At 71.9% G+C, this 13,327-nt stretch carries 14 protein-coding genes; 9 read left to right on the top strand and 5 right to left on the bottom strand.

The window, feature by feature from the left end:
• Positions 1 to 7: 7 nt before the first annotated feature.
• On the bottom strand, positions 8 to 1,339 hold the full coding sequence (locus ACFS27_RS07220) for a class I SAM-dependent methyltransferase (RefSeq protein WP_377181423.1): 1,332 nt from the start codon (positions 1,337 to 1,339) through the stop codon (positions 8 to 10).
• Positions 1,336 to 1,737 (bottom strand): DUF5997 family protein, encoded by a 402-nt coding sequence (locus tag ACFS27_RS07215; protein WP_377181420.1) that lies wholly within the window; start codon positions 1,735 to 1,737, stop codon positions 1,336 to 1,338. Before ACFS27_RS07215 ends, ACFS27_RS07220 begins: the two co-directional genes overlap by 4 nt.
• A 693-nt stretch (positions 1,738 to 2,430) precedes the next feature.
• Here ACFS27_RS07215 and ACFS27_RS07210 point away from each other — a divergent pair.
• Positions 2,431 to 3,423, top strand: coding sequence for a type IV toxin-antitoxin system AbiEi family antitoxin domain-containing protein (locus tag ACFS27_RS07210; protein ID WP_377181418.1), 993 nt, complete (start codon positions 2,431 to 2,433; stop codon positions 3,421 to 3,423).
• 287 nt (positions 3,424 to 3,710) lie between these two features.
• Here the strand turns inward: ACFS27_RS07210 and ACFS27_RS07205 are convergent, their stop codons facing one another.
• Genes ACFS27_RS07205 through ACFS27_RS07195 form a run of 3 tightly spaced genes read right to left on the bottom strand, consistent with a single transcriptional unit; the run spans position 3,711 to position 6,080 of the window.
• Positions 3,711 to 4,595 carry an IclR family transcriptional regulator domain-containing protein gene (locus ACFS27_RS07205; RefSeq protein ID WP_377181416.1) on the bottom strand — a complete coding sequence of 295 codons (885 nt, stop codon included), beginning with the start codon at positions 4,593 to 4,595 and terminating at the stop codon, positions 3,711 to 3,713.
• Positions 4,596 to 4,610: 15 nt separating this feature from the next.
• Positions 4,611 to 5,534 (bottom strand): amidohydrolase family protein, encoded by a 924-nt coding sequence (locus ACFS27_RS07200; protein WP_377181414.1) that lies wholly within the window; start codon positions 5,532 to 5,534, stop codon positions 4,611 to 4,613.
• Positions 5,535 to 5,558: 24 nt separating this feature from the next.
• The gene (locus ACFS27_RS07195; protein WP_377181412.1) at positions 5,559 to 6,080 is read right to left on the bottom strand and encodes an amidohydrolase family protein; all 522 of its coding nucleotides are present in this window, start codon (positions 6,078 to 6,080) and stop codon (positions 5,559 to 5,561) included.
• A gap of 152 nt (positions 6,081 to 6,232) precedes the next feature.
• Between ACFS27_RS07195 and ACFS27_RS07190 the strand changes: the two genes are divergently transcribed.
• The 8 genes from ACFS27_RS07190 to ACFS27_RS07155 all read left to right on the top strand — a co-directional run bounded on the left by ACFS27_RS07190 (position 6,233) and on the right by ACFS27_RS07155 (position 13,045).
• Positions 6,233 to 7,087: an IclR family transcriptional regulator domain-containing protein gene (locus ACFS27_RS07190; RefSeq protein ID WP_377181410.1), complete on the top strand. Its 855-nt coding sequence runs from the start codon at positions 6,233 to 6,235 to the stop codon at positions 7,085 to 7,087.
• A 169-nt stretch (positions 7,088 to 7,256) separates the two neighbouring features.
• Positions 7,257 to 8,453 carry a CaiB/BaiF CoA transferase family protein gene (locus ACFS27_RS07185; protein ID WP_377181408.1) on the top strand — a complete coding sequence of 399 codons (1,197 nt, stop codon included), beginning with the start codon at positions 7,257 to 7,259 and terminating at the stop codon, positions 8,451 to 8,453.
• On the top strand, positions 8,450 to 9,253 hold the full coding sequence (locus tag ACFS27_RS07180; protein ID WP_377181406.1) for a citryl-CoA lyase: 804 nt from the start codon (positions 8,450 to 8,452) through the stop codon (positions 9,251 to 9,253). The genes ACFS27_RS07185 and ACFS27_RS07180 overlap by 4 nt, the downstream gene beginning before the upstream one ends.
• 25 nt (positions 9,254 to 9,278) lie before the next feature.
• The gene (locus tag ACFS27_RS07175) at positions 9,279 to 10,280 is read left to right on the top strand and encodes a DODA-type extradiol aromatic ring-opening family dioxygenase (RefSeq protein WP_377181404.1); all 1,002 of its coding nucleotides are present in this window, start codon (positions 9,279 to 9,281) and stop codon (positions 10,278 to 10,280) included.
• Complete coding sequence (locus ACFS27_RS07170; RefSeq protein WP_377181402.1) at positions 10,277 to 10,642, top strand: hypothetical protein; 366 nt, start codon at positions 10,277 to 10,279, stop codon at positions 10,640 to 10,642. The genes ACFS27_RS07175 and ACFS27_RS07170 overlap by 4 nt, the downstream gene beginning before the upstream one ends.
• Before the next feature lie 50 nt (positions 10,643 to 10,692).
• Complete coding sequence (locus ACFS27_RS07165; RefSeq protein ID WP_377181400.1) at positions 10,693 to 11,220, top strand: DoxX family protein; 528 nt, start codon at positions 10,693 to 10,695, stop codon at positions 11,218 to 11,220.
• Positions 11,221 to 11,259: 39 nt separating this feature from the next.
• Positions 11,260 to 12,129, top strand: coding sequence for a LysR substrate-binding domain-containing protein (locus ACFS27_RS07160; protein WP_377181398.1), 870 nt, complete (start codon positions 11,260 to 11,262; stop codon positions 12,127 to 12,129).
• A 133-nt stretch (positions 12,130 to 12,262) separates the two neighbouring features.
• Positions 12,263 to 13,045: a hypothetical protein gene (locus tag ACFS27_RS07155; RefSeq protein WP_377181396.1), complete on the top strand. Its 783-nt coding sequence runs from the start codon at positions 12,263 to 12,265 to the stop codon at positions 13,043 to 13,045.
• Positions 13,046 to 13,327 lie beyond the last annotated feature (282 nt).

The raw sequence follows: 13,327 nt of genomic DNA, 5'->3' as shown, positions 1-13,327 counted from the left end.
AGCCAGGCTAACCGCCCGTTACTGACTCATCTGTAAGTACTTTCCGCAGACTCCGGGTCACGGTGAACCTCGGGTTCTGGGCCACATGCTCCGTCGGGCCGACAGCCCGCTCCAGCGCGCGGCGGTAGCGCAGGGCCGTGTTGAACACGGTCCACAGCTCGCCGCCGTCGCGCAGGACCTTGCCCGCCGCGGCGAACATGCGGTGCGCGGCGTCGGTGTTCACGGCGGCACGGTCGTGGAAGGGTGGGTTGAGCAGCACGAGGTCCGCCCAGCCGTCGGGGACGGGGAGCAGGTCGCCGGCGTCACCCCGCACGACGGCGGCCCGGACGCCGTTCGCGGCGAGCGTCGCCCTCGTCGAGGCGCAGGCGGCAGTGCTCCGGTCCGTCGCGATCACGTGGGCGCCGGGGAACCGTAGCGCCAGGACGGTGGCGAGGATGCCGGTGCCGCAGCCGAGGTCGACCGCGATGGGTCGGCCGTCCGCGTAGTCCGGGCGGTACGCAGGGGGCGTCGGGAGGGGCTCGGCGCCCGACAGGTCGGGCCAGCGGTGGGCCTGCGCCAGCAGGAAGCGCGTACCGCCGTCGAGCGTGGCGCCGGCGAAGGCGGCCCCGTGAGCGACGACGGTCAGCCCGGCGTCCGGCGCTTCTTCCGGGGCGCCGATGGCGTCCAGGATCTCGCGGTCGGTGAGCCGGGCGGTGACGGGATAGGTGAGCGGCCCGACGTCGGACCGCGGCTCGCGCGCGATCAGCAGGCGCGACTTCTGTCGGGCGAGCGACGCGCTGACCTGCCCGAACGAGGCGCCGAGCACGTCGTTCATTCCGTGGGTCATGTGCTTGACCCGGCCGCCGGCGAGGAGCGTCACCGCCGGGTCGGTGTGCCGGGCCACGTGCTCGGTGATCTCGGTCAGCTCCGCAAGCGACGTCGGCAGCTGGAGCAGTACCAGCCGCGCACCCGCGAGCAGTCCGCGTCCGAGCTGGTCGTGCCCGGTGATACCGATCTGGTCCGGTTCGTGCGGGACGGGGGCGCTCTCGACGGTCCGTCGGTGCCCGGCCCACAGGGTCCGGGACGCTCGTGCGGAGTTGGCGGAGAGTGCGGCCTCTGCAGTGATCGCGTCCTGGTAGACGTCGACGTGGCGGGCGCCCAGCGCCAGCGCCCCCAGGGTGAGGGCGCCGAACCGGTCGCCGATCACGACCACACGCTCGGGATCGCTCGCGATCAGCGGGGCGGCCTCGTCGAGGAGCAACCGGTCGGTGGCGTCGACGGCGACGGGGCCGTCGGCGCGCGAGCCGTCCTCGGGGTAGGGGAGGAGCTCGGCCAGGACGGCGTCGGCCTCGGGGCTCACCGCGCGGAGCGGGCCTTCTTCTCCGCTGCCTTGCGGGCCTCCTCGACGCGCTCCTCCTCGGCGCGCACCTGGGCGGCGACCTCGCGCTCCTGGGTCAGCCACTCCGGCGGGTCGTCACGCAGCTCGTTGATCTGCTCGGTGGTCAGCGGGTCGGTGATGCCGCCGCGAGCCAGGCCGGCGATCGAGATACCGAGGCGTCCCGCCACGACCGGCCGCGGGTGCGGGCCGTTGCGGCGCAGGTCGGCCAGCCACTCGGGCGGGTTGGTCTCCAGCTCCTCGAGCTCGGCACGCGTGATCGGCGAGTCCTGGAACTCCTGCGGCGTGGCAGGCAGGTAGACGCCGAGTCGCTTGGCGGCGTTGGACGGCTTGAACCGCTGCGAGGCGAAGGAGGAACTCATGTGCCCAGCCTACTGGGGCCATGGCACAGGCTTCCCGCTGACGGGTCGCGGGAGGCTGTGAGGTTGGGACGTGTGTTGCGGGCCGAGGTGGGGTGGCCGGGTGGGGTTGCGGGGGTGGGTGGTGGTGCAGGGGCTGGGTGGTGAGGCTTGGGGGCCGGAGTCCGGGCGGTGTGGGCTGGGTGCCGGAGTCCGGGCGGTTCGGGTGGCGCGGTTCGGGTGGTTGGTGCTGCAGGGTCCGGGTGGTGGCCGGGCCGGGTGGTGGCGGGGCAGGCCAGCGCCGAGTGCAGAGTTGGTTGCGGTGCCATCCGGTGACTGCAGACATTGTTGCGGTGGCGGCTACTCCATCAGCGACGAACTCTGCACTCGGCAGCGAGGGCCGCGACAAAGTCTGCAGTCGCGTGCCCGGCCGGTGTGGGATCGCCGCCACGGGCTCTTCCCGTCGATTCACCGCCGCGGGCCGTTCCGGTCGATCACCGTCACGGCAGTTCCCGTCGAGGGTCACGACTGCTCCGTGGGGAATGCCTTCTGACGGCGCGGCAGTGGCGAACCGGCCTCGACGGGCAGGATTTCCGAGACGTGAACAGACCCGGTCTACGGCGGTGCAAGGGTTGGAGTGCTTCCACAGGCCTTCGTCGTCCACAGGCGCGCTGTCGGGGGCTCCACGACCGGCCTCGATCGCGTTGTGATCTGTGGGTGAGGAACACCGAGACCATCCCCGCAGAGCTCTCGACTCTGGCAGCGTGCCAGGAAGAGCTGGTGAGCATCACGCAGTGCGCCGAGGCGGGGATCAGCAAGCATGCGGTGCTGCGGCTGGTTCGTGCAGGAGCCTGGGTGCGGATCACCCGCGGGGTCTACGACACCAACCCGGTCCCCGTCCGGGACCGGATCTGCGCCGACTATCACGACCACGTCCGCCGTCGGGCCGCGTGGATCGGGCTCCTTGCCTACCCGGACGGCGCGGCGACCGGCGGGTGCGCGCTGGCCCTCCTCGGAGTGGGCGGGCTGCCGTCGGAGCTGGCCCCGGAGGTCTCGCGGCCGACATGGATGGACGCGGGGGTACGGCCTGGAACCGTGCTCCGTCGGTACGGGACCTTCCCGGTCGTGCAGCGTCACGGGCGTGACGTGGCGGAGCTCGTGCACGCGCTGGCCCAGGGGCTGCTGACGCTGCCCCGCGACCATGCTGTGGCGGCGATCTGCGACGCCCTGCGCGAGGACCGCATCTGCTTGGCGGACCTCGGACGGATCCGGTCGCTGATCCGCGGGCGGCGTGGGGTTGTCGCGGTGCGGGCGTGGCTCGAGCTCGTACCTGGTCGGGACGCCTCGCCGTCGGAGACGTTCACGCGGTTGTCGCTCATCGACCACGGGGTGCCGCCCGACGGTCAGCAGATCGTCTTCAGGCTGGGCGGCACGTTCCTCGGCAGGGTCGACTTCGCGTGGATCCTGCCCGACGGGCGTTACGTCGTTCTCGAGGTCGACGGGCGGGAGTTCCACTCCGGCAACGGCATGCTCGCGGACGACGCGACACGTCAGAACGGCCTGGTGGGCACCGACCGCGTGATCGTCCTGCGGTTCCCCGCGCCCAGGGACAGCGCCGACGGCGACATCGGCGGCCAGGTCGCCGAACGGCTCCACCCGCTGGGCTGGGTGCCGGGTGGCAGCATCGGCCCGGTCGTGCACCTGGACTGACGACGCGGGTCGAGTGCAGACCTGGTTGCAGCACACGAGTGCCAGTGCAGACTTCGTCGCGGTTGCTGGCCCCGGAACAGCGACGAAGTCTGCAGTTGGCGAACGGTGGCGCGCCGAACTCTGCAGTCGGCGGTGGGGCGCCGGCAACCGGTGGCGTTGGGGGAGACCACCGGAGCCGGGACCGGGTCAGCAGGGGAGCCGGGACCAGGTCAGCCGGGACCACCGGAGCCGGGACCAGGTCAGCCGAAGGCCAGCCGCACAGCCGGCCCGAAGGCCAGCTCTCGGTGCTATGCGATCTCCGCGATAGGCCGGGACTGCCAGAGTGCCCAGTCAGCCTCCACGAGCTCGGCGGCCTCTCGCAGCCGGGGCAGGTGCTCGCGCAGCAGCACGTCGAGGCTGGTCTCGGCGGCGTGCACCGTCACGTTCATGGCGGCGATCGCCCGCCCGGAGGCGTCGCGCACCGGCACAGCGACCGACCGGACCCCGGGGGCCAGATCCTCGTCGGCCACGGCGAAGCCCTGAGCGCGCACGTCCGCGAGCTCAGCGGCGAGCCCGTCAGCGAGTCCGTTCGCCCGCTCGCCGGCGGTCCCGGCGGTCCCGGCGGTCCCGGCGGTCCCGGCGGTCCCGGCGGTCCCGGCGGTCCCGGCGGACGACGGTACCTCCGGCAGCCCCGATCGGGACGCGACCGCGAGGACCTGACGCACCTCGTCCGGGTCGAGGTCGGCGAGCAGCACCTTGCCCTGCGAGGTGCGCGTGGCGGGGAAGCGCGTGCCGACCTGCACCCGCAGCGTGATGAGCTTCGGCACGGCCACCCGTGCCACGTAGACGATGTCCGACCCGTCGAGCTGCGACATCGATGACGACTCGCCGGTCACGGACACGAGCTCCTCGAGGTGCGGGCGCGCCAGGTCCCACAGTCCGAGTGCGCCCACGTACGCCATGCCCAGCTCCAGGACGCGGGGAGTCAGGGCGTAGCGGCCGTCGTCGGCCCGGGCGTAGCCGAGCTCGGTGAGCGTGAGGAGCAGACGGCGGGCCGTGGGCCGCGCGAGGCCGGCCGCCTGCGCCACCTCGCTGAGCGTCAGGACGGGCCGTTCGGCGGAGAACACGCAGAGCACGTCGAGGCCCCTGGACAGGGACTCGATGAAGTCGGGTCCCCGTACGTCAGTCGCCATCTCCCGACAGTACCCTCAGCCCTCGTCCGAGCCGCTGTGCGTCGCCGCGCTGCGGTACTCGGTGTACATGTACGGGTTGTCGAGGATCTTGGTCGGCGGGATCTCCGGGTTCATCCCGGCCTTCCACGCCTCCTCGCCGAGGGTCTCGCGCAGATGGTCGACCGTCCGGCCGACGGCGGCGCGCGCCCTGTCCAACCCGTCCCCGACCAGTCGGTGCTCGTGCTTGACGACCCGGCCGTCCACCAGGACGGTGTGCACGTCACCACGCTGGGCCTGGAAGGCGATGTGTCCGTACGGGTTGAGGATCGGGAACATCACGGGTGACCGGTCGTTCTTGACCAGTACCACGTCGGCCTTCTTCCCCGGCTCGAGGCTGCCGACCAGGTGGTCCATGCCGAGCGCCCGGGCGCCGCCGCGCGTGGCCCAGTCGACCACCTGCTCCGCACGAAGCGCGAGGTTGGTGACCGTGTCGCCCGCCGCGTGGGCCTCCAGGTGCTCGCGTGCCCGGTCCGCGGCGAGCGTGGCCCGCATCGCGGAGAACAGGTCGCCGCTCCACCACACGCTGGTGTCCATCGACAGCGAGACGGGCAGGTCGTGGGACCGCAGGGCCCAGCTCGGCGGGTAGCCCTGGCCGCAGCTGGACTCGGACTCGCTGGAGATCGACACGGACCCGCCGGTGGCCGCGATCCGGTGGTACGAGTCGTGGTTGAGCGTGGCCGCGTGCACGTAGACGTTCTTCTCGGTCATGAAGCCGTGCTCGTGCATGAGCCGGATGCCGTCGTCGTTCGTGGCGCCCCACACGCCCGCGTGCGTGGTCACCGGGGCGTCGAGCTCGCGAGCGACCTCGAACGCCGCCTTCTCGGGGAACGCCGGGTCGCCGGTGACGTCGAACGCCATCTGGAAGCCGAGCAGGTCGCTGCCGCGCAGGCGGCGGGACACGAAGTCGGCGAACGCCGGGTCGGCCTACCATTCCCAGGGGCCTGCGAAGATGTTGCCGTACGCGAGCACGAACCGGCCGGGCACCGCCTCCAGCGCGTCGACGGCCGCCTCGGCGTGGTCGAGCGTGCGCAGCCCGTGCGACCAGTCGACCGTCGTGGTGACGCCCGCGTCGAGGGCCTCGACGCCACCCAGCAGGTTGCCCGCTGCCACGTCGTCGGGCCGGAAGGTCGTGCCGTGCTCCAGGTAGTACCAGACGAAGTACTGCGTCAGGGCCCAGTCCGCGCCGTAGCCGCGCATCGCCGTCTGCCACAGGTGACGGTGGGTGTCGATCATGCCTGGCATCACGATGCCGCCGCTCGCGTCGATCTCCGTGGTGCCCTCCGGCACCTCCAGGTGCGGCCCGACGGCCTCGATCCGCTGCCCGACGACGAGGACGTCGCCCGTCTCGTAGGTCGTGTGCGCATCGTCCATGGTCAGGACGGTGCCGCCGCGCAGCACCACGGGACGGCCGTCGTCCGGCAGGGTGCTCGGGGTCTCGGAACTCATCGGATCCTCCGTCGTCGCAGGTTCTCTCGCCGACCGGGCGGCTCGTGCGCCACGCTGCGCGTCCGCTTCCCGGACAACTGTCCGTTCTGAGTGTCCCGGCGTGGTGCAGACTGTGTCAAGGGTGAGGTCGAGCGCAGAGAAAGGCATGGTGGATGTCCGGACGGGGCGCGGGATCCGACTTCGTGGAGGCGCTGGCCCGCGGGCTCGACGTGCTGCGGTGCTTCACGCCGTCGCGCCCGGTCATGGCGCTGGCCGACGTCGCGACGGCCGCAGGCCTGGCCCGGCCCACCGCGCGTCGCATGCTGCTGACGCTCGAGGAGGTCGGCATGGTCCGGAGCGTGCGCGGTGGATACGAGCTGACGCCCCGGGTGCTCCGCCTCGGCCTCGCGTACGTGGCTGCGCAGGGTCTCTGGGACGTGGCCCGGCCGCACCTGGAGGCGCTGGTCCGTCGGACCGGCGAGTCGTCGTCGCTCACGCAGCTCGACGGCTCGGACATCGTCTACGTCGGCAGGGTGGCGGTGCCGAAGATCGTGGCGCTGCGGGTCCAGATCGGCACCCGCTTCCCGGCTGCGGCCACCTCTCAGGGCAAGGTTCTGCTCGCGGCGCTACCGCCCGCGACTCTCGACGAAGCACTGGCGCAGCCCAGCCGCTCCGGCCTGGTCCCGTACCGGGCGGCAGGGCCGGACGACCTGCGTGCCGAGCTGATCCAGGTGCGCGCTCGCGGCTGGGCGCTCGCCGACGAGGAGCTCGCGCCGGGCATCCGGTCGATCGCCGCGCCGGTGCGCGACCAGGACGGCGTGGTCCGCGCGGCGATGAACATCAACGTGCATGCCGCCGAGACGTCGACGGAGCGGCTGCTCGCGGACCACCTGCCCGTGCTGCTGCGCGTGGTGGGAGACGTCAGCGCCGACTGGGCACTGTGGCAGTCCCGGCCGCGGGCGGCGGCGGCCAGTGCGCCGGCGCAGACACCCGATCCGTCGGCGAAGGGCGTCACCGTCCCATCGTGACCGTCAGGCGGACGAATGTCCGCGAAGCTCTTGACACCCTGGCGGTGCTACGCCAGCGTGGTTCCCGACGGACATGCGTCCGGCCCGACGGCGGGTCGGCCCGACGGAGGGAAGGTGGCCGCGTGCTCACCGAAGAGACGCCCGGCCGGCCCGGCGAACCGGCCCCCGCATGACGGCCCGTCCGCTCGACGGCCTGCTCGTCGCCGACTTCTCCCGGGTGCTCGCCGGCCCGTACGCCACCATGCTGCTGGCCGACCTCGGCGCGACCGTCATCAAGGTCGAGGCCCCGTCCGGGGACGACACCCGCACCTGGGTCCCTCCGACGCGGCCCGACGGCGTCTCCACCTACTACGCGTCGATCAACCGGAACAAGCGCTCGATAGTGCTCGACCTGCGCGACGACGCCGACCGGGCCGACGCCCAGGAGCTCGCCGCCCGCGCGGACGTGCTGATCGAGAACTTCAAGCCCGGCTCGCTGCGCAAGTTCGGCCTCGACCACGCGGCGGTCGCGGCGCGCAACCCCGGGGTGGTCTACGCTTCGATCACCGGCTTCGGCGCGGGGGACGGCGCACACCTCCCGGGCTACGACCTCATCGTCCAGGCCATGTCCGGGCTGATGAGCCTGACCGGCGACCCGGACGGCCCGCCGTTCCGGGCCGGGATCAGTGTGTTCGACGTGATGGCGGGGCTGCACACCGCCATAGGTGTCCTGGCCGCCCTGCGCGACCGTGACCGCACCGGCACGGGCCAGCACGTGGAGGCCAACCTGATGGCGTCCGCGCTGAGCGGCCTGGTCAACCAGACCATGGCGTACGTGGGCGGCGGTGTCACGCCGTCGCGCATGGGCAACGCGCACCCCAGCCTGTTTCCGTACGAGGCACTCCCCACGGCGGACGACGACCTGATCGTCGCAGCGGGGAACAACACCCAGTTCCGGCGGCTGTGCGAGGTGCTCGGCATCCCGGAGGTCGGCACCGACGAGCGGTTCGCCGACGTCGGCGACCGTACCGAGCGGCGCGAGGAGCTGCGCCCGCTGCTGGTCGACCGGTTGCGCACCCGGCCCGCCACCGAATGGTTCGGCGAGCTCAACGCGGCCGGCGTGCCCTGCGGGCCCATCAACACCGTCGCGCAGGGCGTCGAGTTCGCGCAGCAGATCGGACTGTCCCCCGTGGTCCAGGTGGGGCACGGGGACCGGGCCGTGCCAGGGGTGCGGCATCCGCTCACGTTCTCCGGCACCGAGCCCGCCTACGACCTGCCGCCCCCTGAGCTGGGCGAGCACACCGACCAGGTGCGGGCCTGGCTGCGCGGCAGCGGCAGGCTGGACGCGGCGGTCGCCGAGGCCGACGCCGGGGAGGCGACCCGATGACCGACGGGTACCCCACCTCGCTGGGGGCCTCGACCCCGGACCAGATCCGGCTGCTCGGCCAGGACCTCGCCGAGGACCTGATGGGTGAGGTGTCGTTCGGCGAGCTCGCGTTCTGGCTGGTGGCGATGCGTCGACCCGCCCCGGGGGAGCTGCGCGCCTTCGAGGCTGTGCTCGTCGCCCTCGCGGACCACGGGTTCACCCCGACGGCGCTCGCCGCCCGGCTCACCTACCTCGGCGCACCCGACTCCCTGCAGGGCGCCATCGCGGCGGGCCTCCTGGGCGGCGGGTCGAGGTTCCTCGGCGTCACCGAGGACACCGGGCGGTTCCTCGCCGACACGCTCGCGGGGATCGACGGCGACAGCCTGCCCGGGACCGACAAGGAGTGGGACGCGCTGGCGCTCGAGGCGGTCCGGCGTCGTCGGGCAGGGGGCGGACACGTGCCCGGCCTCGGCCACCACGTGCACAAGGACGGCGACCCGCGCACGCCGAAGCTGTACGCGATCGCCGACGAGGGAGGCGTCACGGGCCCGCACCTGCGGCTGTTCGCGGCCGTCGGGCGGGTGTCCGAGCAAGCGATCGGGCGGCGGCTGCCGCTGAACGCCGCGGGTGCCTGCGGCGCGGTCCTCGCCGACCTGGGGCTGCCCGTCGACCTGCTGCGCGGGTTCGCGCTGCTCGCCCGCACCGCCGGGCTGCTCGGCCAGATCGCCGAGGAACGCCGGATGCCCGTGGCGAACGACATCTTCCTGTCCGTCGACCGCAACACCCGGTACGTCGAGCCCGACCCTGACCAGCAGAAGTAGCCCACCGTCCTTCGAAGGAGAAGCGATGGCCCAGCTCACCGCGGTGCTCGCCAGCACCCACCACCCCTTTTACTACAAGGCGACGACGTCGCCCCCGGAGGACCGGCCGCCGTTCGCAGCCGACTGGCAGCGCAAGGTCGAGGCCTACCGCTCGACCCTCACGGCCGCGGAGCCCGACGTGCTCGTCATGGTGGGCGCCGACCATTTCCATCAGTTCTTCCTCGACGGCTACCCGCAGTTCCTGATCGGCAAGGCGCCACGCTACGACGCGACCTTCTACAACGAGATCCGTGAGTTCGGGCTGCCGACCTATCTGCTGCAGGGCCACGAGGAGCTCTCGGGGTACATGCTGCAGGGGCTCATGGACCGGGACTTCGACATGGCGTTCAGCCACGAGCTCAAGATCGACCACTCGATCATCTGCCCGATCATCACGGTCCGGCCGGACGCCGATCTGCCGGTGGTCCCGATCTACACCAACATCTTCGCGCCGCCCATGCCGTCGCCCCGGCGTTTCTATCAGCTCGGGCGGGCGATTCGCGAGGTCATCGATGCCTTCCCCAGCGACCTGAGGGTCGCAGCGATCGGCACGGGGCATCTTTCGCTCGAGCTGGGCGGGCCGCGCCAGTTCGGTGAGCACGGGCCGGACGCGCAGTTCGACGCCGACGCCATCGAGTGGCTGTCCACCGGCAACGTCGACGCGATCCTCGAGAACGTCACGCACGAGTCGCTGGCCGGCGCAGGCAACGCCACGGCGGGTTTCATGGACCTGCTGCTCATGGCGGGGATCGCGGGGCCCGGTGTCGAGGCCGCCTACACGGACCAGCTCGACCTGTTCCACACCCGCGAGATGTACATCACCTGGAACCCGAACCAGACTCCCCAGCAGTCCGACGCCGCCCGCCGGGCCGCCGACGTGTCCGGCGGGGTGGCCGGGGCCATGACCGCCGCACAGGTGCTGGGCGAGCCCGTCGCCCCGGGGGCTGCGGTCGAGCCGGCGGTCGACGAGGCTGGAGCGATCGTATGAGCAAGTACTACGTGAACAAGTTCCTGTACACGATCGACAGGGACCCGGCCTGGGTGAAGCTGTACAAGGAGGACCCGGCGCGCGCGGTCGAGCTCTGGGAGCAGGAGGTGGGCCGCAGGCTCAACGACGCGGAGGACACCACGTGCTTCGACCTCACCGACGAGGAGCGCGAGGCGCTGATCAACCACGACTACGTCTGGCTGTTCGAGCACGGAGCCCACTTCTTCCTCAACCTGACGCTCTTCATCGCCCTGTACGACGAGGAGTACACGGAGCGGGACGGCCCGCTCTCCTTCCAGCGTGAGTTCGGCGCACGGCTGTCGCACTGGCTCGGCAAGGACTACCCCAGCGTCGCCGTCTGACGCACCGGTACGCGGGGCGGTAGGCCCCGGCTGACCGAGGAGAGAGGCACATGGACATCGGACTGCTGCTCCTACGGCTCGTCATCGCGGCGATCCTGTTTGCCCACGCGACCCAGAAGCTGTTCGGCTGGTTCGGCGGCAACGGCCTGCGGAAGCAAGCCGGCGTCTTCGAGTCGCTCGGGCTGCGGCCGGGCCGGGTCATGGTCGGGATGGCAGGCACGTGCGAGCTGGCGGCGGCCGCACTGCTGGGGCTCGGGTTCCTGACGCCGCTCGGGGCGCTCGTCGCGTTCGGCACCATGGCGACGGCGGGCCTCACGATGCGGCACGCGAGCGGCGCGTTCTGGAACGTAGCAGGCGGCGGGGAGTACCCGTTCGTGCTCGCGGCGGTGGCGGGGGTGCTCGCGTTCGCCGGGCCGGGCCGGTACGCGGTGGACGCTGCGCTCGCTTCGGCCGCCGAGGTCTTCGCGCGATCCGCCGCGCCAGGGCCGGTCGTGGGTCTGGTGGTCGTCCTGGTCGGCGTCCTGGCGACGCTGCCGTTCGTGGCCATGCTGCGCCGTGCTTCTCCCGCGGGTGCCTGAGCGGGGGGCAGGGCCTGGCGGGCCCCGTAACCTGGGGGTGTGAGCCACCCTGAGCCCCCTGAGTCGTTCCGTCTTGCCTATGTGCCCGGCGCGACGCCGAGCAAGTGGGCGAGCGTGTGGCGCGAGCGGCTGCCCGACGTGCCCCTCGAGCTGGTGCAGCTCGAGACGTCAGCCGTCGCCGGCGCGCTCGAGGCGGGGGAGGCCGACGCCGCGATCGGCCGGCTCCCCGTGGACAAGGACGTGTTCTCCGCGATCCCGCTCTACGAGGAGACGTCGGTGGTCTGCTTCTCGCGGGACCACCTGCTCGCAGCCCTCGCCGACGAGGAGACCGTGTCCACCGCCGACATCGCAGAGGACCCCGTGTGGGTCCCCGCCGACGACGTGCTCTTCGCAGCGCACCCGGTCCTCGGCGTGGTGCCGACGGACCCCGAGGGGAACCCGCTGGACCAGGTCCCGACCACCGCCGATGCGGTCGCGACCGTCGCGGCGAACGTGGGGGTGGCGGTCCTGCCGCTGTCGCTCGCGCGGCTGCACCGCCGCAAGGACGTGACCTACCGCATGCTCCAGGACGGACCGACGGCGCCCGTCGGGCTGGTCTGGCCCACCGACCGCACGACGGACCTCGTCGAGGAGCTCATCGGGATCGTCCGTGGCCGCACGGTGAACAGCTCCCGCGGTCGGGGCGGTCCGTCCACGCGGCCCGTCCAGGCAGGGGCACAGGGCAGTGGCTCCGACGGCAAGACGGCACGATCCGGGGTGAAAAAAGCGGCGAAGGGCGCGTCGACCGCCGCCGCGGGACGCGCCGGGGAGAGACGTGGCGGTGCCAAGGCGGGCGGACGCGGGGGCGTGCAGCGAGGCAAGGGTGCGCGACCGGTCCCGAAAGGGAAGAAAAAGGGCAAAGGGAAGTAGTGGGAGTTACAAGCCCATGTAAGGTATTTCGGTGAGATAACGGCATATTGGCGATCTGCGACATTATCGCTACGCTCCGGGAGGCGTGCCGAATGTGGGCACGGAAACTACCCCCGTCTCGAAGGAGCGCTCAGTGCGCAAGATGACCGTCTTGGGAGCCTCCGCGCTCCTCGTCGCCGGCCTCATGGCCACCCCGGCAGCAGCGTTCGCTACGCCCGTGTCGCCCGACAACGCGGACTACCTCGACGGGGTGCAGGTCTGCGAGGGCTACGACTCCGGCAAGATCGATGTGAACGACAACGTCGACGAGGTCAAGGTCGAGGCTCCCGCGGGCCAGCTCATCTCCGGCTACTGCGTCAAGGCGGGTTCGGAGAAGCAGGGTGAGGGTGAGGGGGGCGCGTACTTCGTCGAGCTGGACGAGCCCACCGCGTCGGTGACCATCACCTACCCTTGGGGCGGTGGCCGGGACGTCAGCCACTACGCACTCGTCTACACGGATGCACCCACAGTGCCGAGCCAGGAGCCGACCGAAGAGCCCACCGAGGGGCCGACGGACGAGCCTACGGACGAGCCGACCACGCCGGGCGAGGAGCCTACGGACGAGCCGACCACGCCGGGCGAGGAGCCCACGGACGAGCCGACCACGCCGGGCGAGGAGCCCACGGACGAGCCGACCACGCCGGGCGAAGAGACGACCGACGAGCCGACCACGGAGGTCACCGAGCCGGCCGACGGGTCCGCGGCTCCGGCCGAGGACGACGCCACGCCTTCTCCCTCGGCCGCTGCCGAGGCGCCTGGTGCGCTCGCCGCGACCGGTGCCAGCACCGTCATCGGCTTCACCCTCATTGCGCTGGCCCTCGTGGGCGGTGGCGTGACTCTGATCGTGCTGCGTCGCAAGGGCGTTCTCGGTAGCTGATCCCGGCGTACCGCGTCGCTCAGTAGGGCGGGCGTCCGGTCGGTCCCCTGTGTTGTCGGACTTCGGTTCGAAACGACAGTGGATCGGCCGGACGCCCGCCCGCTTTCGTACCGTGTCGCGGACCTAGCGTCACAAGTGGCGGCGCCGCATTCCCCTTTCCCTGGGCCAGAGCCCTGCAAATGGCACCGCTATGAAGTCGGTACTTGGGCCGGGCATCCGTCCGGGCCAAAGCTCACACCGAACCAGGGCGAGCAGGTACCGAACTCCGGCACCTGCTCGCCC

The organism is Promicromonospora vindobonensis, from assembly GCF_042685865.1.
GTDB classification, from domain to species: Bacteria; Actinomycetota; Actinomycetes; order Actinomycetales; family Cellulomonadaceae; genus Promicromonospora; species Promicromonospora vindobonensis.
The sequence above is the reverse complement of the archived record's forward strand: the minus strand, read 5'-3'. Positions and strand labels throughout refer to the sequence as shown.

Coding starts and splice junctions, on each gene's coding strand:
- ACFS27_RS07215 (WP_377181420.1), bottom strand. CDS start 1,737: ATGAGTTCCTCCTTCGCCTCGCAGCGGTTCAAGCCGTCCAACGCCGCC.
- ACFS27_RS07205 (WP_377181416.1), bottom strand. CDS start 4,595: ATGGCGACTGACGTACGGGGACCCGACTTCATCGAGTCCCTGTCCAGG.
- ACFS27_RS07195 (WP_377181412.1), bottom strand. CDS start 6,080: ATGAGTTCCGAGACCCCGAGCACCCTGCCGGACGACGGCCGTCCCGTG.
- ACFS27_RS07190 (WP_377181410.1), top strand. CDS start 6,233: ATGTCCGGACGGGGCGCGGGATCCGACTTCGTGGAGGCGCTGGCCCGC.
- ACFS27_RS07185 (WP_377181408.1), top strand. CDS start 7,257: ATGACGGCCCGTCCGCTCGACGGCCTGCTCGTCGCCGACTTCTCCCGG.
- ACFS27_RS07180 (WP_377181406.1), top strand. CDS start 8,450: ATGACCGACGGGTACCCCACCTCGCTGGGGGCCTCGACCCCGGACCAG.
- ACFS27_RS07175 (WP_377181404.1), top strand. CDS start 9,279: ATGGCCCAGCTCACCGCGGTGCTCGCCAGCACCCACCACCCCTTTTAC.
- ACFS27_RS07170 (WP_377181402.1), top strand. CDS start 10,277: ATGAGCAAGTACTACGTGAACAAGTTCCTGTACACGATCGACAGGGAC.
- ACFS27_RS07165 (WP_377181400.1), top strand. CDS start 10,693: ATGGACATCGGACTGCTGCTCCTACGGCTCGTCATCGCGGCGATCCTG.